Source organism: Desulfofundulus thermobenzoicus (assembly GCF_009428905.1).
Lineage (GTDB): Bacteria > Bacillota > Desulfotomaculia > Desulfotomaculales > Desulfovirgulaceae > Desulfofundulus_A > Desulfofundulus_A thermobenzoicus.
The window spans coordinates 61,693-85,172 of the sequence record NZ_WHYR01000008.1 but is presented as its reverse complement, the minus strand read 5'-3'; the positions used below and the strand labels follow the sequence as shown (position 1 = coordinate 85,172).

Sequence of the window (23,480 nt, the reverse complement as noted above, 5' to 3'; positions counted from 1 at the left end):
GCTCTCACACTTTATATAGGCGGCGGTCAATGGTTTCGCTGGAAAAATCGTTCCCCGGCGGAGGTTGGGCAATTCCGGCCGCTTCCAGAAGTGGGTCCTTCACCTGCCCAAAATCTTGGTCCATCCGCCCGGCGATTATCTGGCGCAAAACGGCAGAAATCGATTTCCCCTGGCTTTCCGCCATCTTTCGAAGAAACTCGTATTGCCATTCTTCAACCACTACCTGCATCCGGCGCATTAATACCACGCCTCCCTAAAATTACACATTCATTATTACACAACATCAGCTAATTGTCAATATTACCCTGGGCATGATCCTGGACAAAATCTTTGAAATCAACATACTTTCCGAGTTGGAGGAATACCTGTAAAGGGTACCTGCGTAAAATCCTTGGTGTTTTACCCTGTTGAGAACTATTGGCCCGGTGGCGGAAGGACTTATTTTTTTACCTTCATCCGGGATGGTTTAACCTTCCCTTTGCCATTCTTCAATCCAGACGATCCAGGGAAGATGCCCACCGGCTGCGTTGAACAGGCGGCGGTCGCCCGTGACCAGCTTTACGTTTCTGGATGCGGCCAGGGCCAGGTAAGCAGCGTCGTAAATACTGCGCTGGTAGTCGACCGCTCAGCCCTCGTTGAAGCGCGGCGGTGCTTCCAGCCCCGGTACCTTAAAAAAAGATCGCCGGGCAAAACCCGCCGGAAAAAATTTTTTCTCCACCAGGGAACTTTTTGCCCCTTCCCGTTGTCTAACTAACCAGGTAACCGAGGAAAGCCCGTCCAATCCAGGAGGAATTCTGGCGGGCAATGTAGAATGTTACTTTCTCGGTGACTGGCTGGTTAAGAAGGGTGCCGCTGGCACCCGGAGGTACAAATTGGCAGCACGCAACGCAGCCCGGACGAACCAGGAGACGGGAAAAACGGCAAAGGGGGGATGGGCGGCAGGAAAAGCCCTTGCCAGGTAAGACGTTATAAGCAAATCGACAAAAACCCTTTAAAGGAGGTTAAAACTGGATGCGGAAATCCAGGAAACTGATCGCCATCCTGGCCACCCTGGCCCTGCTGGCTACCCTGCTGGTGCCCATGGTGGGTCCGGCGGCGGCGGCAAGCGACTATATCGTGAGCAATATCCCCAGCCTCCAGGCGGGGCAAACCTACACAAGCGGTCTTCCGACCCTGACCATTGACTTAAAAAGCTTAACCGTACCCGGCTATGTCTACCTGTTCTTGCCAAAGACACCGACTGGCTGGTCGGCGTCCGTCACCGCGACAGTGCCCCCTACTATTGGTTCCTCTCCCAACGCATTGGCGCCTAGTGATGTTGCTGTTACGACCAACACTGCTGGGGATGAAATTTACGTGAATGTTACCCACGTTACCGGTGTGGGTAATGATGGTCGTATTATCCTCAACTTCAGCAGACTCGTTGTGCCTGGTGGCGTGTCCGGGGATGTAAATTTAGAGGCCTATGCGCCCAGCGACTCTCCGTTTAGCAGCGGCAAAATAACCATTGCTAGAATTGGCGGAGGCAGCGTCTCTCTGACAGTTGATGAAGTGAATACCATCACTTCTGGCGGCGGCGATGTGTACATTAACATTAAGGAAAGTGCTCCTGGCGCCCTTAAGGTGGCAACTGACAGCCTTAAGCTGACCCTGCCACCTGGTTTCCGGTGGTCAAGTCCGAATCTCGTCAATACTTACTCTGGCAATGTAACAATTGGTGGTTTTGATCCCAGCGGCAACGACGGCCGGGATCTGAAAATTAACGTAACTGGTGCATCCAACGGCACAACCGGTGCCTATGTCAAGATTAAGGCTCACATCGATCCTGATGAAACTGTCGCCCGGTACGGCGATGTAGAAGTCAGCGTCTCCGGTGGGGGTGGCACCTCCGTTTCTACTGGTTCGCTCCTTGTGGCTAAGTACGGTGACTTCGGCGTCAATGTTTCGACGGAAAATGTAAGCACAATCAAGTCTGGCACCACGGAAGAGCGCCTGGATACCAAACTGGTCATCGAGGAAAGCGCACCCGGCAGCTTGGTAACAGGTCGCACCATTACCCTAACCCTGCCTGAGAACGTGCGCTGGGCCGGTAACTTGCCCACCAAGGATACCGACCTGACCAAGGACGAAGGTAGCATTTCCTTGAGCTGGTCGTATATCGGGTCTGACGGCAGGACCTTGAAAGCAACTGTGAGTGGAACTTCTTCCGGTCAGAAAAACGGCGCCAAGATTGTATTTAAAGATTTCTACGTATCCACTGCTCCTGATTTCACCGGAGATCTGAAAGTGGATGTTGCCGGCAGCGCTGTAACGGGAACCAGCCTGCTGCTGGCCAAGGTGGAAGCACCTGTGAATCTTACTGCTGCCTCAGCGCCTGAAGTCAAGATCGGTCTACCGGGACAGGAAGTGGGCGATATCACCATTACTGAAGTGGCAAAAGAAGCCATCAAAGCCAACATTACTTACAGTTCGGCTAACTCCAATGGCGCGTTGACCGGGACAACGACAAACGTCCGTGCCCGGCTTGAACTGAAGGCTCCGTCTGGTGTCACCTTCTCCAATGTGCCCAAAGTTGAGGTAATCGAAGGCGATTTGCAGCTCGACACGAGTGCAGTAAGTACCGATACAACCAGCAATAACGAGGGGTTGTTATACATCCCCGTCAAGAGCGCCAGCACCAAACCGAGCACCATTAAAATCAGCGGAATCAAGCTGACAGTCGACCGGACAGTTCCGGAAGGCCCGCTCGCAATTAAAGTCCGGGGCACTGCCGTTAACCAAACTTTAGGGCTTAGTGGTACAACAGTATCAAACACCAGCTTAACTGACACCTTCTTCCCCGGTCATAAAGATGTGGCCAAGGCAATAGTAGCAAACTGCGTCACCCCCGCCCCCGGCGAGCAGAAGGCTACCGTGGTCTTCAAGATCAGCGACACCAAGTACACCGTTAACGGCGTTGAGCAGACCATGGATGCGGCTCCGTATATCAAGGATGGCCGGACCTTCGTTCCCGTGCGCTACGCCGCCCAGGCCGTGGGTGTGACTCCTGAGAACATCCTGTACGCCGACGGCAAGGTCACCCTCATCAAGGGCGACAAGGTTGTGCAGCTCACCATCGGCAGCAATATCATGCTGATTAACGGAGTCGGCATTGCCATGGATGTTCCTGCTGAGATCCAAGACGGCCGCACCATGCTGCCTGTCAGCTGGCTCGGTAAGGCTCTGGACGTCAAAGCGATCTGGGACGAAGCCACCCAATCCGTGACCATGACCCTGTAATCATCTGGTATTAAAAAGGGCCGGTTTCCCCGCGCGGGAAAGCCGGTCCTTCCTTTTTCTATTGGTGGCTGGATTCGGGGACAAAGGCCTATTGACTTGTGCCGGGTGGTAAGGGTATACTTTCCATAGTGTATAGTTAAGTACCTTAACAATTGTTAACAAATCGTTAAGGGGGTATGCTCTTGAGGCGATTGATCACAGTGATGATTCTGGCGGTCGGCCTGCTGGCGCCTTCCGTGGCCTGGGCTAAGGAGCCGGCCATGCCCGAGATGACCCTGCAGCAGGCCGTGGATAAGGCCCTGGCCAACAGCAAGGCGCTAAAAACGGCGGAGTATGACATTGAGCGTTCCGAAGAAGTGCGGGATAATGCATCGGACAAGGTAAAGTGGACGCCGGCCGGCCCCATTTCCGGCGAAGGTGCCGCCCAGGCCGCCAGGGCCTTCACCGGCCTGGTGCAGGCGGACCTGGCCTGGCAGATGTCAAAGAAGTCATACAACGCAGAAAAGGATTCGGTGGTCATGTCCGTCTACCAGGCCTATGACCGGATTCTGCAGGCTCAGGAAGGGGTGCGGTCCGCCGAGCTGGCCTTAAAGGCCGCCGAATGGCAGCACCGGGCGGCCTATGCGGGGTTAAGGGCAGGCACCATTTCCAAAAGTGACTTTTTAAAGGGCGACGCTTCCCTGGAAGGGGCGAAGGCCAGTCTGGAGGCGGCCAAAAAGGCCCTGGAGGACGCCTATCAACAATTCAATCAGCTGGTGGGCCTGTGGCCGGAGGACCGCCCGGTGCTGGTGGATAAGCCTGTTTTTACGCCCCTTAAGATTGACGACCTGGACTACGAAGTGGAACGTGCAGTGGAGGAAAGCCCCACCCTGTGGCTGGCCAAAAAGCAAATCGATCTGGCCAAACTTAATCTGGATCTTTATGTTTTTAACGACCCGACAAATCCCGACCCGTACAAAGCCAAAGAAATAGACGTAAACAAGGCGGAGGTTTCCGCCGCCAGCGCCGATGAAAAGATGCGCCAGCTGGTGCGAACCATCTACTACAGCATTCGCCAGCTGGAGGATCAGTATGCAGGGCTGGAGCAGCAGGTGAAAGTGGCGCAGGAAAACCTGCGGGTGATCAGGCTGAAGTATGACCTGGGCATGGCCACCCGCACGGAAGTGGTGGCTGCCGAAGCAGCCCTGGCCGGGGCGCAGAAGGCCCTGCTTGATGCTACCTGCCAGCATGAAGTGCTTAAGATGGCCTTCGAAAAACCCTGGGCCTACGCAGCGTCTGCCGTTTCAGCCGGTGGGAGCCGGAGCAGCAGTTCCGGCGGCCAGGCCGGTTCTGCCGCCTCCGGTGGCGGTTCATAGGGCGACGCTGGAGACCCTGCAACTTTGGGTTTCTGTGCCCCGAGCATGTAGCTACATCTTGATTTAAAGACCCCTTCCCAAAAGAGGGAAGGGGTCTTTTCACCCACCGGGTCGAGCCGGTGAAACTTAATGGATCTAATACGAGGTTGCGCATCATCGCTTAACCCGCGAAATGATTTATGTAGCATTGGTTTGAAAAAGGATGCTGGTAAGGGTGCGATACGGCCGGCCGGAACGTATTAGATTTCCGGTGTTTTTTTATGCCTGATAACTGACCTGTATAACCTTCGCTCCATATTACCCGATCTCAGGTATATACTGCCATTATTGGCTTTTGACAAAGTGAAAAAATTTGCCTAAAGTAACTAACTGGATAGTTACTTTTATAAAGAGAGAAGGGAATGCATGTGGAGAGATCTGCTGAAAACAGCAAAGAGCGTATCCTGTCCGCTGCCGAAGAAGTTTTTGCCGCCCGGGGTATCGACGGCGCCCGGGTCGATGAAATCGCCAACCAGGCTAACATCAACAAGCGCATGCTCTACCACTACTTTCAAAGTAAGGAGGAACTGTATATTGCCGTATTGCGGGCCAATTTTGAAAAAGTGCTGGCTATCAGCAGCAGGCCATTTAATGGAACCGGTAATTTAAAGGAGCAGGTGGCTACGGCCATCGGTAACTATTTCTACTTCCTGGCCCAAAACCCTCACTTTGCCAGGCTAATGACCTGGGAAGCCCTCCAGGGAGGCGTCCACGCCCGCAAGGTGCTACCGGCCATCTGGGAGGAAGGGCTGGAACGCCTGAAAGCTATTCTCGAGCAGGGTATGAGCCAGGGCGTCTTTCGACCGGATCTGGACCTGCGCCAGTTGCTTACCAGCATTAACGCCCTCTGTTCTTATTATTTCATCAATAAAGATATTCTTTCCACTCTTTGGGATATAGACCCTGTCCAACCGGATGTGCTGGAAAAACGCCTGAAACACATCCGGGATCTTGTCTTGAACTATATTACCAGGCCATGAAGAGAAAGAAGGGGAGAGAAACGTGCGGAAGAGGTTCCTCAAACTCACGGCGATCATTCTTACCGGCCTCGTCCTGGCCGGCGGCTGCGCAGGCAAAGACACGAACAAGCAAGACTTAATCATTGACGGTACAGTAGAGGCCCAGGAAGTGGATGTCAGTATTAAGATCCCCGGCCGCATCGAGTCAATTGCGGTCAACGAAGGCGATAAGGTCAAAGCCGGTCAGGTGCTGGCTTACATTGACGCCAGGGAGATCAAGGATAAACGTGACCAGGCCCAGGCCGCCCTCGATTTGGCCCGGGCCCAGTATGAAAAGGCCAAAAACTCCCTCACCCTTCAGGAAAAGGTCAGCGAGGCGGATGTCCAGATGGCCGCAGCGGCTTTAGAACAGGCCAGAGCCCAATATGACAAGGCACTCAATGGTCCCCGGGCGCAACAGGTAGAACAAGCGCGGGCTAAACTCAAGGAAGCCCAGGCTGCCCTGGATGTCGCCGAAAAGACCTACCAGCGTACCAAAGAATTATATGCATCCGGCGTAATTCCCCAGCAGACTCTCGATGAAGTAAAAGCTAAATATGATGCCGCCCAGCAGGAGATGCGTTACGCCCAGGAAGCAGTCAGCCTCCTGGAAGAAGGTACCCAGGCGGAAGATATCCGTACCGCTGCTGCCGCTGTCCAACAGGCCCGGGCCGCTTTGGCCAAGGCCGAAGCAAGCAAGATTCAGGATCTACTGGCTAATAATTCGGTTCAGATGGCCGCGGCCGATCTCAAACGCGCCCAGGCCACCCTGGCCGAAGCCCAGGCCAATCTGGATGAGGCCACCGTCAAAGCTCCCTGTGATGGCATTATTGTCGCCAAAAATGTAAATACAGGCGAAATGGTAACCCCGGGTATGCCCATCTTCACCATCCAACAACCCGAAAAAAACTGGGTTAACGTCAAGGTCAAGGAAACTATTGTTGGACAATTAAAGGAAGGACAGGAAGTCACGATGACCAGTGCCGGTTTCCCGGGGAAAACCTTTAATGGCCGGATAGAAGCCATCCGCCAGAAACCGGACTTTGCTACCCGGAGAGCCACCAACGACCGGGGTGACAAAGACCTTATAACTTACAACGTCAAGATAAGGCTGGATAACCCTGAATTGAAAGCCGGCATGACGGTAACAGTTAATTTTCAGCAAGGTGGGGGGCAGGCCTGATGTTAACACAGTTTTCCTTTGTTTGGAAAAGGGAATGGCGCTATATATTTGGTAACCATCGCCTGCTGGCCATTCTGATAGGCATCCCTTTCCTTTATCTGTCTCTCTTTGGCACCCTTTACAGCAGACATGTCGTTAACCATATCCCCCTGGGGGTTCTGGATCTGGAGGACAGCGCTTTAAGCCGTTCCGTAATCAACGCCTTTAGCGATTCTGACCGTTTTGACTATGTCCTGTCACTGGATAGCCAGAAAGCAATGGAGGCGGCTATGGAAAGGGGTCAGATCATGGCCGCCGTTGTGATCCCCGGCGACTTTAGTACAAAAATCAAGCGGGGGCAATCAAGTGAAGTTATGGTGGTAGTCAATGGGAGCAATATGATTATCAGCAACGCCGTCACCAACGCGGCCAATGAGATAATCCAGACCCTGACGGCGGGCACCATCATGCGCAAGCTCGAAGGTAGCGGCCTGCCCGCCCGGGCGGCCATAAAATTCGTCCAGCCCATAAGCCTCCGCCTGCGGGTATGGTACAACCCTACCTTTAACTATACCAATTTCCTTCTCCTGGGCTTAATTGCCACTATCAGCCAGCAGGTCGCTCTTCTCTATATGGCTGTGGCTATGGCCCGGGAGAAAGAAAATGGCACCCTGACAGAATTACAGGTTGCCTGTAACAGCGCCCTGGCTGTAGTTGCCGGCAAGATCGCTCCATATTACGTCATAAACTTCGTCACCTTGAACCTCATGTTCCTGGTGGCTTATTGGATTTTTCAGATACCCTTTCGGGGTCATTATCTCTACCTGCTCTTATTGCTTGCATTCTTTCTGGCCTGCATATTAAGCCTGGGGATTTTCCTTTCTGTCATCTGTAAAAGTGAACTTGAGGCCACTCAAATCGCCATGTTGGTAGCCGTACCCTCTTTCCTTTTTTCCGGCTACACCTGGCCGTTGTCGGCTATGCCGCCTGTGGCCCTGTTTATTGCCCGTCTGCTGCCCCTTACCTATTTTTGTGATAACGTGCGTAAAATCTTCCTGATGGAAGTGGGTTTCCCGGTCATCCTGCCCGATCTGGTTGTTTTGGCGGCCATAGCCGCCATCCTGTTCCCCCTGTCGGTTTTAATAACGAAAAAATATTATCTGCAAAAAGAAACTCTGGCAATTTCAGGAGAAAACGGCAACTCATGAGGCGTGTTTATTGAAGGCAAGGAGTTGCAAAAGCCCTGGAAAGGATGGCAATGGATAAGTCATCGCCGGATAAAGTGATTACGGTGTCGGTAAAGTCTTTTCGGAAGACGAGCCGGCGCTTTTTCCTTGGTGCTTCCCTGTGAAGCGCAACCAGGCAATGCAGGCACCCCCATACGCTATACCCGCCGCTAGGCTCAGGATCAGTATAGCCGTCCGGCGGCAACCTTTTTATTGACAACCACCTCCCGTGAGCATATACTTAACATAGTAAACCTTTTGTGCCGTTAATTGTATGCAATGGAAAGGGTGATGGGGGTGCGCAACGACCGGCTGGCGGCCTGCATCGACAGGTTGGAAGAGGTGTTCCAGCATCTGAGCCGCCGGCTGCATGCCGAACTGGATCACCAGCTGGTGCAGGGTATCACCGGCAGCCAGTTTTTTATGCTGAAACGTATTTTGCGGCGGGGGCGGATGACTGTATCCGAGGTGGCCGAGGAAATGGGGGTATCTTTAAGCGCCATCACCGCCCTGGTGGACCGGCTGCACCGGGCCGGATTCGTGGAACGTCGCCGGGATGAAGAGGACAGGCGGGTGGTCTGGCTGGAGGTGACACCTGCCGGGGAGGAAGTGGTGCGGTCCTGCCTGGCTGCCCGGCGCCGGGTGCTGGAAAAATACCTGAGCCGCCTGCCGGAGGAGGATGTGGAGCAACTGGTGCGGATTTACGAAAAGCTCCTGGCGGTGTTAAACCGGGAAGGGGGCGGGGTCGCCGCCCGCTGCCTGTGCCCCATGCATGATCTGCCGGAATAACCGTCCCGGTTGACGGAAGGTGAGAAAGGTGAAAACGGCCTTTCCCTGGCGGGAATTGTTCATCCTGGTCATCGGCCCTTTTATGGCCATCCTGGACGGCAGTATCGTTAACGTGGCCGTGCCCAAACTGATGGCGGTGTTCGGTGTGGGCACCGACCGGATTCAATGGGTTTTGACCGCCTACCTGCTGGCTTCCGGGGTGGTCATTCCGGTCAGCGGTTACCTGGGGGACGTCCTGGGCTACAGGCGGATGTATGTGGTCTGCCTGGGACTGTTTACCATGGGCTCCCTTTTCTGCGCCCTGGCCTGGAGCGATAAAACCCTGGTGGCGGCCCGGGTTTGCCAGGCCGTGGGTGGTGGGATGCTTGTGCCCTTAAGCATGGGTATGCTCTTTAAAATTGTGCCCCGGGGCATGATGGGCATGGCCATGGGCATCTGGGGCATTTCGGCCATGATGGCCCCCACCATCGGGCCCACCCTGGGCGGCTACCTGGTGGATAACCTGTCCTGGCACATGATTTTTTTGGTCAACCTGCCGGTCGGGCTGCTGGGCATGTTTCTGGCCGCCGTCTTTTTGGGGGAAACCCCTTTGCTTAAGTCCAGATTTGATCTGCCGGGGTGCCTGTTTTCCTCTGCCGGCTGTTTTGCCATTCTTCTGGCATTAAGCGAAGGGCAGGATAAGGGATGGACTTCCCAGTACATAGTCACCCTGGTGGTGGCGGCCTTCTTCTTCCTGCTCATCTTCGTGCTCTGGGAATTGGGTACGGAAGAACCCATGCTGGACATCCGCCTCCTGGGCAACCCGGTTTTTGCCGTCAGCCTGCTGATTACCGCCGTGGTAACCATCGGCCTTTTCGGCGGCCTCTTCCTGGTTCCCATTTTTACCCAGGTGCTGCTGGGCTTGACCCCCATGCAGACCGGTTTGCTCATTATGCCTTCAGCCCTGGCCAGCGGCCTGCTGATGCCCATCAGCGGCCGGCTCTACGACCGGATGGGGGCGCGGCCGCTGGCCCTGGTTGGTCTCTCGGTAGTGGCTCTCACGACCTGGGAGTTTAATAAAATCAATCTGAACACATCGACGCACTGGCTGCAAATGATGCTGGTGTACCGTTCCTGCGGCATGGGGCTGGCCATGATGCCCATAGGTACCGCGGGCATGGAGGCCGTCCCGGCCAGGCTTTCCGGAAGGGCGTCCGCATTTAACAATCTGGTGCGCCAGGTTTCGGCCTCCTTCGGCATCGCCTTTCTCACTTACGTCATGACCAGTCGCCAGGTATACCATTTCGAGTGGTTGAGGGAAAGCTTGAGCTGGTCTTCGCCGGTGGCATTCGCTGCCATCGGCCAATTAAAACAAGCCCTGGCCCTGCCCGGGGACGCCGCCCTGGCGGTGCTCGGCATGGCCGCCCAGCGGCAGGCCATGGCCAGCGCCATTGCCGATACCTTTGTGGTCAGTGCTGCCATGGTGGCCGTGGCCATACCCCTGTCTTTGCTGCTGGGCAAAAAAAGGACAAAAGAAATGGTGGAAGGGGCCGTTGACAACAGGGATGCGGGGGGAAAATCCGCAGATGCGGGTTAACTCCAGGGGTGTCCGTATAGATGCGACTATTTCGTTAACAGTCCCTTCCTTCTGGCATAAACTTTTAGCCCGGGGGACCATTTGCGGCGACAATTACCGGTCCGGGGAGGATGTGGGAGCACAAAAAGTTTTCCGGTTAAATGCAGGGGGGGGTAATTTTAATATGTTTTGGGGGAGAGTGCGGATGTTCGGAAAGGGAAAACTGATACTCCTGGCGGTTTTACTGGCAGTTGTGGTGGTGGCGGCCGGCTGCGGGAAAAAACAGCCGGTGCAGCAGGCTGAGGCCGGCCCGGTGACGGTGAGCACGGCAAAGGCCGCCACGGGCCTTCTGGAAAACGGCACGCTGGTCAGCGGCAAGCTGGAGGCCGAGAGTTCGGCCAATGTGGTGCCAAAAGTGGCCGGCAAGGTGGCCCGGGTGCACGTGGACGTGGGCAGCCGGGTGAGCGCCGGGCAGGTGCTGGTGACCCTGGAGAATAAAGACCTGGCCGACCGGGTGACTCAGGCGGAAGCGGGGGTGGCCCAGGCGGAGGCGGCCCTGGCCCAGGCACAGGCTAAAGTGACCCAGGCGCAGGAAGTCATTCAAGCCGATCAATCAAGTTTGGCCAGTGCTCAAGCCAGGTTTGAGGTGGCCGAGGCCAATTACCGGCGCGGCCAGCAGTTGCTGGCGGCGGGAGCCATGTCACAAGCTGATTTTGAAAGGTACGAACTGGATTATAAAAACGCAAAAGATAGTGTAAATCAGGCTGCCTCTAAATTGCAGGTGGACCAGGCTGGTATTCAGGTGGCCCAGGCCGGTGTACAGCAGGCCCAGGCCGGTTTGGACGCCGCCCGGGCGCAGCTGGCCCTGGCCCGGCAGGCCTACGAGGATAGCTTTATCCGGGCCCCCTTCACCGGGGTGGTCACCGCCCGCAATGTGAACCCCGGAGAAATGGCGGCCACTACGCCTGTTGTCACCCTGGTCAATCTGGACCGGGTGGAAGTAAAGGCTATGGTCGGCGAAGGTGTAATCAACCAGTTGAAACAGGGGCAGAAAGTACAGGTGAAGGTCAGCGCCGTTTCGGAACAACCTTTCGAAGGGGTGATTACCAGCATCTCCCCGGCAGCCGATCCGACCACCAAGGCCTTTCCCATAAAAGTGGAAATCGCCAACCCCAAAAACATTTTAAAACCGGGTATGTTTGCCGAGGTGCAGCTGCCCGCTGCCAATCAAAAGGAGCTTCTGGTGCCCCGGGAAGCAGTGGTTAAGGAGGGGGAGAAGAATTTCGTCTGGGTGGTGCAGGACGGCCGGGTAAGCCGCCGCGAGATTCAGGTGGGCGAATCCGACGGTAAAAATATGGTCGTGACCTCCGGCCTGTCGGAAGGGGAAGAGGTGGTCACCGCCGGCCAGGAGAGCCTGCAGGAGGGCGCGCCGGTGACGGTGAAGAACTGACGGGGACCGGCTCCACGGCCATGGGTGGGCACATTTTTATCCCGTTTTAATTATCGGAGCCTGCGCAGGAGGTTATTGAATGAAAATTACCGATATATCCATTCGGCGTCCCATGCTGGTGGCCGTGCTGGTGACCGTACTGCTGATCCTGGGCGGCGTGTCCTTAAGCCGCCTGGCCATTGACCTGTGGCCGGAAATGAACCTGCCCGTGGCGGCGGTGGTTACCGAGTACCCCGGGGCGGGGCCGGAGGAAGTGGAACAGCAGGTGACCAAACCCCTGGAGTCGGTGCTGGCCACGGTGAACAACCTGGATACCCTGCAGTCCACCAGCAGCATGGGTACATCCACGGTGATTATCCAGTTCAAGTGGGGCACGGATATGAACTATGCCGCCCTGCAGGTCCGGGAAAAGATTGACATTATCCGCCAGTACCTGCCCGCGGGGTCGAAGGCGCCCATGACCTTTAAAATGGACCCCAATATGATGCCCATCATGCAGCTGGCCCTTTCCGCCGAGGATCCCCGGCAGTTGAAACAACTGGCCGATGATATTATTCAACCCCGCCTGGAACGGGTTACGGGTGTGGCCAGTGTCTGGTCGGCCGGGGGGTACCAGCGGGAGATTCACGTGCTGGTGGACCCGGTGCGGCTGGCCGGTTTCGGCCTGACCCTGAACGGCGTCACCCAGGCCCTGCAGGCGGAAAACATGAATGTTTCCGGCGGCACCGTGCTGGAAGGCCGTAAGGACCTGCTGGTGCGGGTGACCGGTGAGTTTAAAGATCTGGACCAGATACGCCAGGTGGTGGTGGGTGTGCCGGGAGGCAGCCCGGTGCACCTGGGGGATATAGCCCGGGTGGAGGACGGGCAGAAAAAGGTGACCCAGTATAGCCGGGTGGACGGGCGGCCGGCCCTGACCCTTTTTATCCAGAAGCAGAGCGGGGCCAATACCGTCCAGGTGGCCGGGGAAGTGAAAAAGGCCCTGGAGGATTTAAAACGGGAACTGCCCGGGATACATTTTCAAACGGTGCTGGACCAGTCGGAATACATAGAGCGCAGCATCGGCCACGTGGTGCGGGAAATCCTGGTGGGCGGTTTCCTGGCCATGCTGGTGATGTGGCTGTTCTTGCGCAACCTGCGCAGCACCCTGATCATTTCCACGGCCATCCCCGTTTCCATTATCGGCACCTTTGTGCTCATTTACTTCAACAACATGACCCTGAACCTGATCACCATGGGCGGCCTGGCCCTGGGGGTCGGGTTGATTGTGGACGACGCCATAGTGGTGCTGGAGAATATTTACCGTCACCGGCAGCAGGGCTACGGCCTGGTGGAGGCCGCCCGCACGGCCACCGACGAAGTGGGCGGGGCGGTCATCGCCTCCACCCTGACCACCATGGCCGTTTTCCTGCCGGTGATCTTTGTGAAGGGCCTGGCGGCCCAGCTCTTCACCCCCCTGGCCCTGACCGTCTCCTTTGCCATTTTTACTTCCCTGCTGGTTTCCCTGACCGTGACGCCCCTTATGGCCAGCCGCTGGCTGTACCTGGAGGAGGAGACGGCCGGGCCTCCGGCGGGAGGTGCCGGGATTCCGGCGGGGACGGCGGGCGGCGTTGAAGCTCCGGCGACGGAAGAAGGGACGGGCAGCCCCCCGGCACCTGTGGCGGGGGGAACCCCCTCCGGTGGCTCAGCCGGCCGCCGGCAGTTCTGGCGGCGGCTCTACCGGGTATCGGAGCGCTGGTTCGAGGCATTGAACGATGCCTACCGGCGCCTGCTGGAGTGGGCCCTGGGCCACCGGCGGTGGGTGCTCATTATTGTGACGGTTCTGTTTGTCCTCAGCGTGGCCGCCTTTCCCCTGGTGGGCTTTGAGTTCATGCCCCAGATGGACCAGGGTCAGGTGAATATCACCCTGGAAATGCCCCGGGGCACCTCCCTGGCGGAAACCAACCGGGTGGCCACCCGTATTGAAGAGATGGTCCGGGCACCTTATGTGGAGAGTATTTTCACCGGGGTGGGTTTCACCGGCACCCAGGGTATGTGGGGGGAAAGCAATACCGACGTGGCCCAGATCACCCTGGACCTGGTGGATAAAAAAATGCGTGCGGTCACCGCCGAACAGGTGGCCGAGGATTTGCGGCAGAAGCTGAAGGATATTCCCGGGGCGAAAATTAAGGTATCCGCCCAGGAAGCGGCCGGGGGCGGCATGAACACCGGTGCACCGGTGCAGATCCAGGTGCGGGGGGACGATATGGACACCCTCACCCGGCTGGGCGATCAGGTGGCCGGCCTGGTGCGCCAGGTGCCGGGCACCCGGGAGGTGAACAGCAGCCTGCAGGAGGGGCGTCCCGAGGTGCAGGTACTGGTGCACCGGGACCGGGCGGCAAACTACGGTTTGTCTCCCGCCGAGGTGGCTTCCACCGTGCGCACGGCCATTGACGGCACCGTAGCCACCCAGTATCGCACCGGCGGAGAAGAGGTGGACATCCGGGTGCAGGTGGCCAGCGGGGAAGTTTCCCGCCTGTCCGAGCTGGCCAATCTGACCATTCTTTCGCCCGCCGGGACACGGGTGCCTTTAAGCCAGGTGGCGGAGATAAAGGAAACCAGGGGCCCCCACACCATCAGCCGGGAGGATCAGACCCGGTATGTGACCGTTTCCGCCCAGCTGGCCGGGCGGGACCTGGGCAGCGTGATGAAGGATATCCGGGCCAAAATAGCCGGCCTGTCCCTGCCCCCCGGGTATACGGTGGAGTACGGCGGGGAGCAGAAACAGATGGCCGAAACCTTCGGCGACCTGGGCCTGGCCCTGGTGCTGGCGGTGGTGCTGGTCTACCTGGTGATGGTGGCCCAGTTTGAGTCGGCCCTGTATCCCTTCATCATCATGTTTTCCGTGCCCGTGACCATGGTGGGCGTGAGCTTCAGCCTGTTGATCACCGGCCGGGCCTTTTCCGTGCCCGCCTTCATCGGGGTGATCATGCTGGTGGGCATAGTGGTGAAAAACGCCATCGTCTTTGTGGATTATGTGAACATCCTGCGCCGGCGGGGCCTGGAGCGCCGGGCGGCCATTTTAAAGGCCGGTCCCACCCGCCTGCGGCCCATACTGATGACGGCCCTGACGGCCATCCTGGCCATGCTGCCCATGGCCCTGGCCCTGGGTGAAGGGTCCGAGGGGCAGGCGCCCATGGCCACGGTGGTGGCCGGCGGGCTGGCCTTCTCCACCCTGATCACCCTGGTGCTGGTGCCCGTCATTTATACCATCCTGGACGACTGGAAAGACCGCTGGTCCGCCCGCCGGTCCGGAAGGCGGCGGGGAAGGTTGCCGGTCGGGACGGAACAGCAGGTGGCCGGGAACTGAGGAGGAGGAGAGCGGATGAAGAACAAAAAGTTGATCCTTGTTGTGGCCGTGCTCATGCTGGCGGCCATCGGCACCATTACTTATTATTACTGGTATATGAACCGGAATTACGTGGTTACCGAGGATGCCCGCATCGATGGAGATATCTACCAGGTCAGTCCCCAGGTGTCCGGCAAGATCCTGGAGATTGCCGTGGAAGAGGGGCAAACCGTCCGCACGGGGGATAAGATTGCCCGTCTGGACGATACCACCCTGTCCCCGGGGGCGAACCCGAACCTGGCGGTAATCTACTCGCCCATCAGCGGCCTGGTGGTGAAAAAAGTGGCCCATGTGGGGGAGGTGGCCGCCCCGGGGCAACCGGTGGTGATGGTGGTGGACCCGTCCAAACTCTATATCACCGCCAATATTGAAGAGACCAAACTGACCAGGGTACGGCCGGGGCAGCCGGTGGACATCACCCTGGACGCCCTGCCGGGGAGTAAATTCACCGGGCGGGTGGAGCGCATAGGCCGCGCTTCCCTCTCCACCTTTTCCCTGCTGCCCACCAGCAACACTTCAGGCAACTTTACCAAGGTGGTCCAGCGGGTGCCGGTGAAAATCCTCTTTGACCAGTACCCGCAGAAGTACATAGAAGTGGGTACCAACGCGGTGGTAAGAATTCACATCCGGTAGGTCCACCGGACGGGTTGCTTGACGGTAGGATTGGATTGTAGTATATTACAGTGGGGGTGGTGAAAATGAAAACAGTAAAGTTGTCGGTGACCCTGCCAAAAGAGCTGGTGGAACAAATGAAAGGACTTACTACAAATATCAGTGCATTTATAGCGGCCGGCATGTATGAATATGTTTCCCGGGAGATGGGCAGGCGTGCCATCAAGGAAAGCGCCGGTGCGTGGACCGATGAAAACCACCCCGATCTGCAAACCCTTGACGATGTGGAAAAATACGTTCGTGAGGTCAGGTCTGCATGGCGGCGCCCGAATCTATAGGCTGTGTGCTGGATACCAGCGCGGTGATTTTGCATTTGCGCAAATATCCCGGTGTGGAGGAATTGTTGCTGGAATTGAACGAGACACGGGGAAGACTGGCCGTTTCCGCAGTTACCCTGGTTGAAATCTGGCAGGGCACCAAAAAGAGGGAAGAAGAAAAAACCAGGCGGTTTTTTGAGGGAACGATGGTGATTCCCCTGAACAAGGAATTGGCGGAAAGAGCCGGCCATTTGGCCCAATCCCTGCGTGAAAAAGGTTTGACCATTGAAATGGCGGATATTGTTATTGCGGCCACAGCCCTTGAGGCAAAGGCGCCGGTTTTGACCACCAACCAGCGTCATTTTTCATACGTGGGCGGTCTCGAAATCCTGGAAATTGGAGTGCTGGTTGGCAGCCGTTAATAAGTAGCGGATCGGCAACTGACTCACTTTCCCATATTGTGCCAGCAGGTACACCACTCCGGCGGTTCGGCGGGCTTCTTTGTCCGGCCGGGCCTGTTTTTGTTTCCGGGGGAAGGATGCAAATCCATTCCCGGGAACAAAATGTAGTTGAAAAACGTCTATTTATGATATAGAAGGGGTTTTTATCCATGCAGATCAACCTTTTGGGTGCCCGGGTGGACGTTGTGGACCTGGCCGGGGCGGTGGAGCGCATAGCCGGGTTTGTGCAGAGCGGCATCCCCCACCAGGTGGTCACTTTAAACCCGGAGATCCTCTACCGCGCCCAGCGGGAACCGGCGCTGCTGTCCCTGATCAATGGGGCCGACCTGGTTACCGCCGACGGGGTGGGCGTGGTCTGGGCGGCCAAGGTGGCCGGCACCCCGCTGCCCGAACGGGTCACCGGCATCGATTTGATGCTGGCCCTGGTGGCCCGGGCGGCCGCGGAGGGCTGGCGCGTCTTTTTGCTGGGGGCCTCGCCGGGGGTGGCGGAGGAAGCGGCCCGGCGCCTGCAGGAAAAACACCCGGGACTGCTGGTGGCCGGCACCATGCACGGCTATTTCCCGCCGGCGGGGGAGCCGGAGGTGGTGGAGATGATCCGGACCGCCCGGCCCCACCTGCTCTTTGTGGGCCTGGGGGCGCCGAAGCAGGAGCAGTTCATCGCCCGGTACAAGCAGGCCCTGGGGGTGTCCGCGGCCATGGGGGTGGGCGGCAGCTTTGACGTGATTGCCGGTAAAGTCGCCCGCGCGCCGGCGTGGATGCGGCGGATGCACCTGGAATGGCTGGGCCGGCTGATCAGGGAACCCCGCCGCTTCAAGCGTATGCTGGTGCTGCCCCGTTTTGCCTGGCTGGCCTGGCGGAAAGCCCGTTCCGGCCGGTGCGGTAGACGCTGAAAACCTTTCGCCGCCGTGGAGGATGATCACGAAATAATTTCCACGGGCAGGAAGGAAACGGTCTTTTGTCGAAGGATAATATAATACCCGGGTGTTTGCCCTTTGCGCGGGTTTCCGGTGGGTTTTCCTTGAACCGGCTCCCGGGGTTGAAAAGCCGGTTAATGGCATTATTCACGTAACCATAGCGGGGCCAGTGAACATTTCAAATATTCCTTTGAGGTGATCCGTGATGAGAAAGTGGTCTGCCCTGGCAGCTTTCCTGCTGCTGGTGGGGTTTCTGGCTGCCGGGGGGTATACCCGCCTGGCCGGGGCGGCCGGCGGCGAGCCGGGCAGCGACGCCGATCCCGTGGTGACCAGGAGCTTTGTGGAGGAATATGTGGCCAAATACATACAACAGGCTCCGGGCAGCCAGCCCGGGGGCGGTAATTTGCAGTGGCAGGTGAAAACCGTGCCGGCGGGGCAGACCTTTACCGGTGGTGCCGGGACGGAATTCATCCTGCGCACGGGTACGGCCGTAGCGGTGGATCCCACCGGCAGCGGCATACCGGATTTGACTGCCGGCACAAATCTGACCGCCGGCCGGGCGGTGGCTCCCAACCACCTGTACCTGGTTCCCCGGGCCGACGGACGGGGCTTTCAGGCCCGCACCGATGTGATTGTCATGTACCGGGGCTAAGCCGGGCGGGCAGTAAAGGAAAGGCTTCAAATTCCACCGGGCGAAGGGGGTCCATAAGCAGCGGCGGCTTTGAGGGGAAGCGGCCGTCCTCCCGTGCCCGGCCCTGTAGGATATAAATACACAGACCGGTACGTATTTCAAAGATAGAAGTATATGGGTGAAGGAGGAAGGTCCGGCATCCACCGGCACTGCGTGCATTCCGGGCGCCGTAATGCACCGCATCTATATGATGACGGTGAATGCCGGGACACCGAAGTGGGGTGCAAAAAATGATCAGGCGGAGACGAAGGCGCAGGCCGGGAGCGCTGCTCCTGGTGCTGGCGCTGTTGTGTCTGGGCGGGGGAGGTTTGTTGCTGGCCGGCTACCTGGGTTTATGGCCGGCCGGCCTGCCGGCCGGCCCCGGCAATGCGGTGGAAGCCGGCCAGTCCCCGGGCTCCTTTACCGTACTGCTCCTGGGTACCGATGCCCGGCCCGGGGAAAAGGTGGGGCGTACCGACACCATTATTGTGGCCAACGTGGATGGGGACAAAAAGCGCATTTCCCTGCTGTCCATCCCCCGGGACACCCGGGTGTATATCCCCGGCCACGGCACGGACAAAATCAATGCAGCCGCCGTTTACGGCGGGCCGGCGCTGACCGCGGAAACGGTTTCCAGCCTCATTGGTATGCCCGTGCAGTATTATGCCCTGGCCCGCTGGGAGGGTTTTAAAAAGATTGTGGATGTGCTGGGGGGCGTCACCATTGATGTGGAGAAAGACATGATCCATTACGACCCCGAGTACCGCCAGTACAGTATCAACCTGCGCAAAGGGGAACAGCGTCTGGATGGAGATAAGGCTTTGCAGTATGTCCGTTTTCGCAGCGACGCCCTGGGTGACATCGGCCGCACGGAAAGACAGCTGAAATTTTTAAAGGCTCTGGCGGCGGAAGTGATGCGGCCGTCCACCCTTTTAAAGATACCCCGGCTGGTTCCGGAAATAAACAACAGCCTGGAGACCAACCTGGGCCCCAGGCAGATGCTGGCCATGGCCCAGGCCGCCCGTTATTTTGAGCAGGCCCAGGTGATCACCCAGACCCTGCCCGGGCGTTTTCTGGATTTGAACGGTATAAGCTACTGGTCGGTGGAGCCATACCAGGCCCGCCAGGTGGCCCGCGCCTTCTTTAATGAGGGGCAGGTGACCGACACGATCCTGGGCTCCGTGGTAATTAACAATCAGAACGCCTCTCAAGAGGCGGCCGGCGGCGACAAAGCGCAGAAACCGGACGATTCCGGCCTGCCGGACAACAATAAACAGCCGCCCGCAGTTTCACCCGGACAGGGTGGAAAAGGGCCGGGCGGGCCGGGTAAGGATAAACCGGTGGACGGCCGGAGCGGCGATTCCCCCGCCGGCAGTACCTCCGGGCGGGACGGGTTGCCGTCTGCCAGTGGCGGGACGGGTGCCGGTTCTGCCGGCGGCGGTAAAGAAGGGGACAAAAACACCGGTTCTTCCGCCCGGGACGGCCGTCTGGATCAGGGCGGCGGCAACAACCCGCCGGTAGAAATTATTCCCGTTCCCCCTGGAGAAACAGGGGACAACAAGGGGTAAGATCATCACCGAAGACTCCTGCCGAAGGTGAGTTCATTGTCGAACAGTCGCTGGTATCAGGCGTTGCTCATATTGCTGCTGGCGGTGGCTGCCGGGGCGGCCGCTTACGCCGCCGCCGGGCGGTATCATGGGGAAACCGGCAACCGCCGGGTGGAGCTGGCCATGCCCTTTGAGCAGATCCAGCGTCTGGCCGGGCTTTCCGGCCGGGACACTTTAGAAGTGATGAATCTCTTCCGGGCCCAGGGTTTGACATCCGTTTTTTATACCGAAGCCACGCTGGATGAATGGCAAAAAAGCGGCGCCCTTACCGTGCTCACCGGACGGGATCTGTACTTATTGTACCGGTCCGGTGCCGGTACGAGTAATTTCTCCGGGCAGGGAAAAATAAATCCGGAAGATACCTGTTTTGTTACCGCGAAAAGGGCCGTCGCCTTACAGCTGGCGGAACAGCTGGAGGGGAAAGGAATAACTGCCCGGGTGTATGCCCTGGCGCCGGGAGGCTTCGTGGAAGAGGACCGGCCGGCGGCGCGGGGCCGGGCCGGTGGGCCGCCGGCGGGGGACGAGCCTGCCGGAGGAGCCGGTCTTCTGGTGGTGGCCACCCCGGCTTCCCGGGATACCCTGGCCGGTCTGGGTCTGGGCTTTCCGCCGGATGCCCTGGATTTGAGCCGGCAGGCCGGTCTAAGGGCTATCGTCCAGGTGCGCGCCTGGCCGGGGGTAACCGCCCGGGGCCTGGAAGGGGTGTTTAAACCGCTGCGGCAGATCCCCCATTTGGCGGCCGTGGCCTTTTACGGTGACACGCTGCCCGGTTATCCCGACCGGTTGCCCGATTTGCAGAAGAACATGGCCGGTCTGGGTGTACCGGTTATCCAGATCGAATTTCAGCCCCAAAGGGGCCTGACCGGCCTGGCGGACCTGATGGGTGACCGGGTGCTGCGCATGCACCAGGCGGACCCGGCGGATTTAAAAATATATTCCGTTGACTCTCTGATCTCGCGCCTGGAGCTGGCGGCTGCCGAGCGCAATGTGCGCCTTTTGCTGGTGTACCCGGTGGTGGAGCCGGGGACCCAGGACTGCCTGACACTGAATTTGCGGTACGTGGGCGACCTGACTCAGGCACTGGCGGAAAAAGGGCTCACCCCGGGGCCGGCCCAGCCCCTCCCCCTGCTGGTGCAGCCCCGGTGGCTCCTGTTTTTGGTGGGTTTGGGGGTGATTGCCGGCGGTCTTTTGCTTCTCCTGCAACTGGGTGTAAGGCGGTTTAACCCCCTGGTTGGTTTGTTTTCCCTGCTGGCCTGGGCCGGGCTGCTGGCCGTGGCGCCTCAGATGGCCCGTAATTTAATGGCCCTGGCGGCGGCCGTCATTTTCCCCGTTCTGTCCATCCAGGGCAGCGTAAAACCCGGAGGAACAACAGGCGGGAGGAGCGTTTTTTTGCTGATCCGCACCACCCTGCTTACTCTGCCGGGTGCGTTATTGATGGTGGGCCTGCTGGCGGACAGCGGCTACATGCTCAAATTGCGCTACTTTACCGGTGTGAAAATGGCCTATGTGCTGCCCCTGTTGTTCCTGGCCGTTATTTTCACGGGCAGGGGATTGGCCGGGGAATCCAAAGGGCATCTCTGGGAGCGTGCCGCCCGGCTGCTGGACAGGCCGTTGCTGTTGAAATGGGTGCTGGCGGCCGTCTTCCTGCTGGTGGTGCTGATCATTTTCCTGATGCGCACGGGCACGCAGGAAATAATCCCCCCGTCCGGGCTGGAACTAAAGTTCCGATCCCTGCTCAACCATCTTTTGTATGTGCGGCCGCGGACCAAGGAGTTCCTCATCGGCCACCCGCTGCTGTTGCTGTTATTTTATTACGGATACAGGGACAACCGCTTTTTACCCCTTTTGTTACTGGGGGCCATCGGGCAGATATCGGTGATCAACACTTTCATGCATATACACACCCCTCTGGCCGTTTCCGTCCTGCGCGTATTCCACGGGCTCTGGCTGGGTATTTTGACCGGGCTGCTCCTTATTCCGGTCTGGCGCTTATGTGTTTTCAGTGGGCGAAAAATCCTTTCGGCAGTAGGGAAGGCGGAAAATGAAGGATAAAGGGCTGGATACAAACAGGCCGCCCCGGGTGGTTGTCTCCGGTTATTACGGTTTTCGCAACCTGGGCGATGAAGCGGTATTGCTGGCCATGCTGGAGGCCTTTAAAAGCCAGTGGGCACAAAGGCGGACAGGGCGCCGGGACGGCACCCTGCAGGTGGTTGTGCTGTCCAACGACTCCGGCCAGACCAGGCGGCTTTATGGTGTGGAGGCGGTCAACCGCTGGCACATAAAAGAGATCTACCGGGTTTTGCGGGAGGCCGACCTGCTGATCAGCGGGGGCGGCAGCCTTTTGCAGGATGTGACGGGGATCAAGAGCCTTTTGTATTACCTGGGTGTGATGTGGCTGGCCGTGCAGCTGAAAAAGCCGGTGGTTTTTTACGCCCAGGGCATCGGGCCGGTGCGCACCGTCCTGGGCCGGTTCCTGGTGCGCCGGGTGGCCAACCGGGCCAGGCTGATTATTGTGCGGGACGAACAATCGGCCCGGGACCTGGCCCGCATGGGGGTGAACGGGCCGCCGGTGCATGTGACCGTGGACGCCGCCCTGGGGTTATGTGGTGAAAAAATCGACGGGGGCAGGGGAGCGGAGATTTTGCGCCAGTTTGGGATAAGCACAGGCGGCCGCAACGGTGAGGGGTGCCCGGGAACTTTTGCCGCCGGCGCCGTTGAGGGCCCGGAAGCCGACCATGCCCCGGAGATCCGGAACAACCGGTACTCCTGCGCCAAAGATGCTTCCCGTTCCGTGACCGGAACAGGTCAATTGTTTCCCACTTCCCACCTCCCGCATCCCACCTCTCAGATAGCCGGCATATCGGTACGTAACTGGCCGGGCTTCACCGACCGGAAAAAGCGGGCCGTGGCCCGGGTGGCGGACGGGCTTGTCCGGCAGGGGTGGCAGGTGGTCTTCCTGCCTTTTCATTACCCCGCCGATGTGGCCGTGGGCCGGGATATTGCCGCCCGGATGGAAAAGCCGGCTCCCGTGCTGGAAAGGGATTTCACCGTAGAGGAAATGATCAGCGTCATCCGGTGCCTGGATCTGCTCATCGGTATGCGCCTGCACGCCCTGATCCTGGCGGCCATTTTAAATGTGCCCCTGGTGGGCATCTCCTACGACCCTAAAATCGACCGCTTTTTACAGCAGCTGGGCCTGCGGCCGGCGGCCCGGGTGGGGGATCTGGATTTTGGGAAGCTGGACGGGGCTGTGGAGGAAATTTTAAAGGACCCGGAGGGTTTTAAAAAGGAACTGGGAGAAAAAATAAAGCCTTTACAGAAACTGGCCCACCGCTCCGCCGTCCTGGCCCTGGATGTGCTGGAGGAGTTTAGAAATAGCACTTGTTAACGGCCCGCCCGCTGTTTTATGTTTGATATGGATTGATTACGTCGTATGCTCTCAACATACTCCATTCCGCTCATCTCCATGTCCGACAGCAGACCGGCCGTTTTTTCCACTATCCCCTTTTTGACCTGTTTTTTCCGCTGGCTTTTTAGAACAATACGGCCACCCTCATCAATATGGACAGATAGAACATCCCCCTCTTTTATATTTAGTTTCTTTCTTATCTCCACAGGTATCACAACCTGTCCTCTGGTGGAAACGACCGTGATAGCCATGTTT

The 23,480-nt window shown here is 58.2% G+C and carries 19 protein-coding genes; 17 read left to right on the top strand and 2 right to left on the bottom strand.

Translation table 11 applies throughout. The features are described from left to right. Window positions 1–4: 4 nt before the first annotated feature. Window positions 5–238, bottom strand: a complete 234-nt coding sequence (locus GFC01_RS04655) for a hypothetical protein (RefSeq protein ID WP_152945467.1) — start codon at window positions 236–238, stop codon at window positions 5–7. Window positions 239–1,011: 773 nt separating this feature from the next. Between GFC01_RS04655 and GFC01_RS04650 the strand changes: the two genes are divergently transcribed. The 17 genes from GFC01_RS04650 (at window position 1,012) to GFC01_RS04570 (ending at window position 23,204) form a co-directional block, all read left to right on the top strand. After that, the gene (locus GFC01_RS04650) at window positions 1,012–3,279 is read left to right on the top strand and encodes a stalk domain-containing protein (RefSeq protein WP_152945466.1); all 2,268 of its coding nucleotides are present in this window, start codon (window positions 1,012–1,014) and stop codon (window positions 3,277–3,279) included. A gap of 182 nt (window positions 3,280–3,461) precedes the next feature. After that, a complete protein-coding gene (locus GFC01_RS04645; RefSeq protein ID WP_152945465.1) occupies window positions 3,462–4,634 on the top strand; it encodes a TolC family protein in 1,173 nt (390 codons plus the stop codon). A gap of 407 nt (window positions 4,635–5,041) precedes the next feature. Further along, a complete protein-coding gene (locus GFC01_RS04640; protein ID WP_207707577.1) occupies window positions 5,042–5,653 on the top strand; it encodes a TetR family transcriptional regulator in 612 nt (203 codons plus the stop codon). 22 nt (window positions 5,654–5,675) lie between these two features. Beyond that, window positions 5,676–6,854: an HlyD family secretion protein gene (locus tag GFC01_RS04635; RefSeq protein ID WP_152945463.1), complete on the top strand. Its 1,179-nt coding sequence runs from the start codon at window positions 5,676–5,678 to the stop codon at window positions 6,852–6,854. Continuing rightward, complete coding sequence (locus GFC01_RS04630; protein WP_152945462.1) at window positions 6,854–8,041, top strand: ABC transporter permease; 1,188 nt, start codon at window positions 6,854–6,856, stop codon at window positions 8,039–8,041. The genes GFC01_RS04635 and GFC01_RS04630 overlap by 1 nt, the downstream gene beginning before the upstream one ends. A 315-nt stretch (window positions 8,042–8,356) precedes the next feature. Continuing rightward, on the top strand, window positions 8,357–8,848 hold the full coding sequence (locus GFC01_RS04625) for a MarR family winged helix-turn-helix transcriptional regulator (protein WP_341473752.1): 492 nt from the start codon (window positions 8,357–8,359) through the stop codon (window positions 8,846–8,848). Between the two features lie 28 nt (window positions 8,849–8,876). Then, on the top strand, window positions 8,877–10,424 hold the full coding sequence (locus tag GFC01_RS04620; protein ID WP_341473751.1) for a DHA2 family efflux MFS transporter permease subunit: 1,548 nt from the start codon (window positions 8,877–8,879) through the stop codon (window positions 10,422–10,424). A 184-nt stretch (window positions 10,425–10,608) separates the two neighbouring features. After that, window positions 10,609–11,853, top strand: coding sequence for an efflux RND transporter periplasmic adaptor subunit (locus tag GFC01_RS04615; protein WP_152945461.1), 1,245 nt, complete (start codon window positions 10,609–10,611; stop codon window positions 11,851–11,853). A 79-nt stretch (window positions 11,854–11,932) separates the two neighbouring features. Next, on the top strand, window positions 11,933–15,199 hold the full coding sequence (locus tag GFC01_RS04610; RefSeq protein WP_152945460.1) for an efflux RND transporter permease subunit: 3,267 nt from the start codon (window positions 11,933–11,935) through the stop codon (window positions 15,197–15,199). A 15-nt stretch (window positions 15,200–15,214) separates the two neighbouring features. Further along, complete coding sequence (locus tag GFC01_RS04605) at window positions 15,215–15,871, top strand: HlyD family secretion protein (RefSeq protein ID WP_152945459.1); 657 nt, start codon at window positions 15,215–15,217, stop codon at window positions 15,869–15,871. A gap of 65 nt (window positions 15,872–15,936) precedes the next feature. Next, window positions 15,937–16,188 carry a type II toxin-antitoxin system CcdA family antitoxin gene (locus tag GFC01_RS04600; RefSeq protein WP_152945458.1) on the top strand — a complete coding sequence of 84 codons (252 nt, stop codon included), beginning with the start codon at window positions 15,937–15,939 and terminating at the stop codon, window positions 16,186–16,188. Further along, a complete protein-coding gene (locus GFC01_RS04595) occupies window positions 16,167–16,589 on the top strand; it encodes a PIN domain-containing protein (protein WP_152945457.1) in 423 nt (140 codons plus the stop codon). Before GFC01_RS04600 ends, GFC01_RS04595 begins: the two co-directional genes overlap by 22 nt. Before the next feature lie 188 nt (window positions 16,590–16,777). Further along, window positions 16,778–17,518, top strand: coding sequence for a WecB/TagA/CpsF family glycosyltransferase (locus tag GFC01_RS04590; protein ID WP_152945456.1), 741 nt, complete (start codon window positions 16,778–16,780; stop codon window positions 17,516–17,518). Between the two features lie 229 nt (window positions 17,519–17,747). Then, a complete protein-coding gene (locus GFC01_RS04585; protein ID WP_152945455.1) occupies window positions 17,748–18,194 on the top strand; it encodes a hypothetical protein in 447 nt (148 codons plus the stop codon). Between the two features lie 269 nt (window positions 18,195–18,463). Then, a complete protein-coding gene (locus GFC01_RS04580) occupies window positions 18,464–19,780 on the top strand; it encodes an LCP family protein (RefSeq protein ID WP_194174819.1) in 1,317 nt (438 codons plus the stop codon). 36 nt (window positions 19,781–19,816) lie between these two features. Beyond that, window positions 19,817–21,868, top strand: a complete 2,052-nt coding sequence (locus GFC01_RS04575) for a DUF5693 family protein (RefSeq protein WP_152945453.1) — start codon at window positions 19,817–19,819, stop codon at window positions 21,866–21,868. Next, window positions 21,858–23,204, top strand: a complete 1,347-nt coding sequence (locus GFC01_RS04570) for a polysaccharide pyruvyl transferase family protein (RefSeq protein WP_243137240.1) — start codon at window positions 21,858–21,860, stop codon at window positions 23,202–23,204. Before GFC01_RS04575 ends, GFC01_RS04570 begins: the two co-directional genes overlap by 11 nt. On the opposite strand, the gene GFC01_RS04565 is transcribed toward GFC01_RS04570, so the two are convergent. Next, window positions 23,201–23,476: an AbrB/MazE/SpoVT family DNA-binding domain-containing protein gene (locus GFC01_RS04565; protein ID WP_152945452.1), complete on the bottom strand. Its 276-nt coding sequence runs from the start codon at window positions 23,474–23,476 to the stop codon at window positions 23,201–23,203. The genes GFC01_RS04570 and GFC01_RS04565 overlap by 4 nt on opposite strands. Window positions 23,477–23,480: the final 4 nt, after the last annotated feature.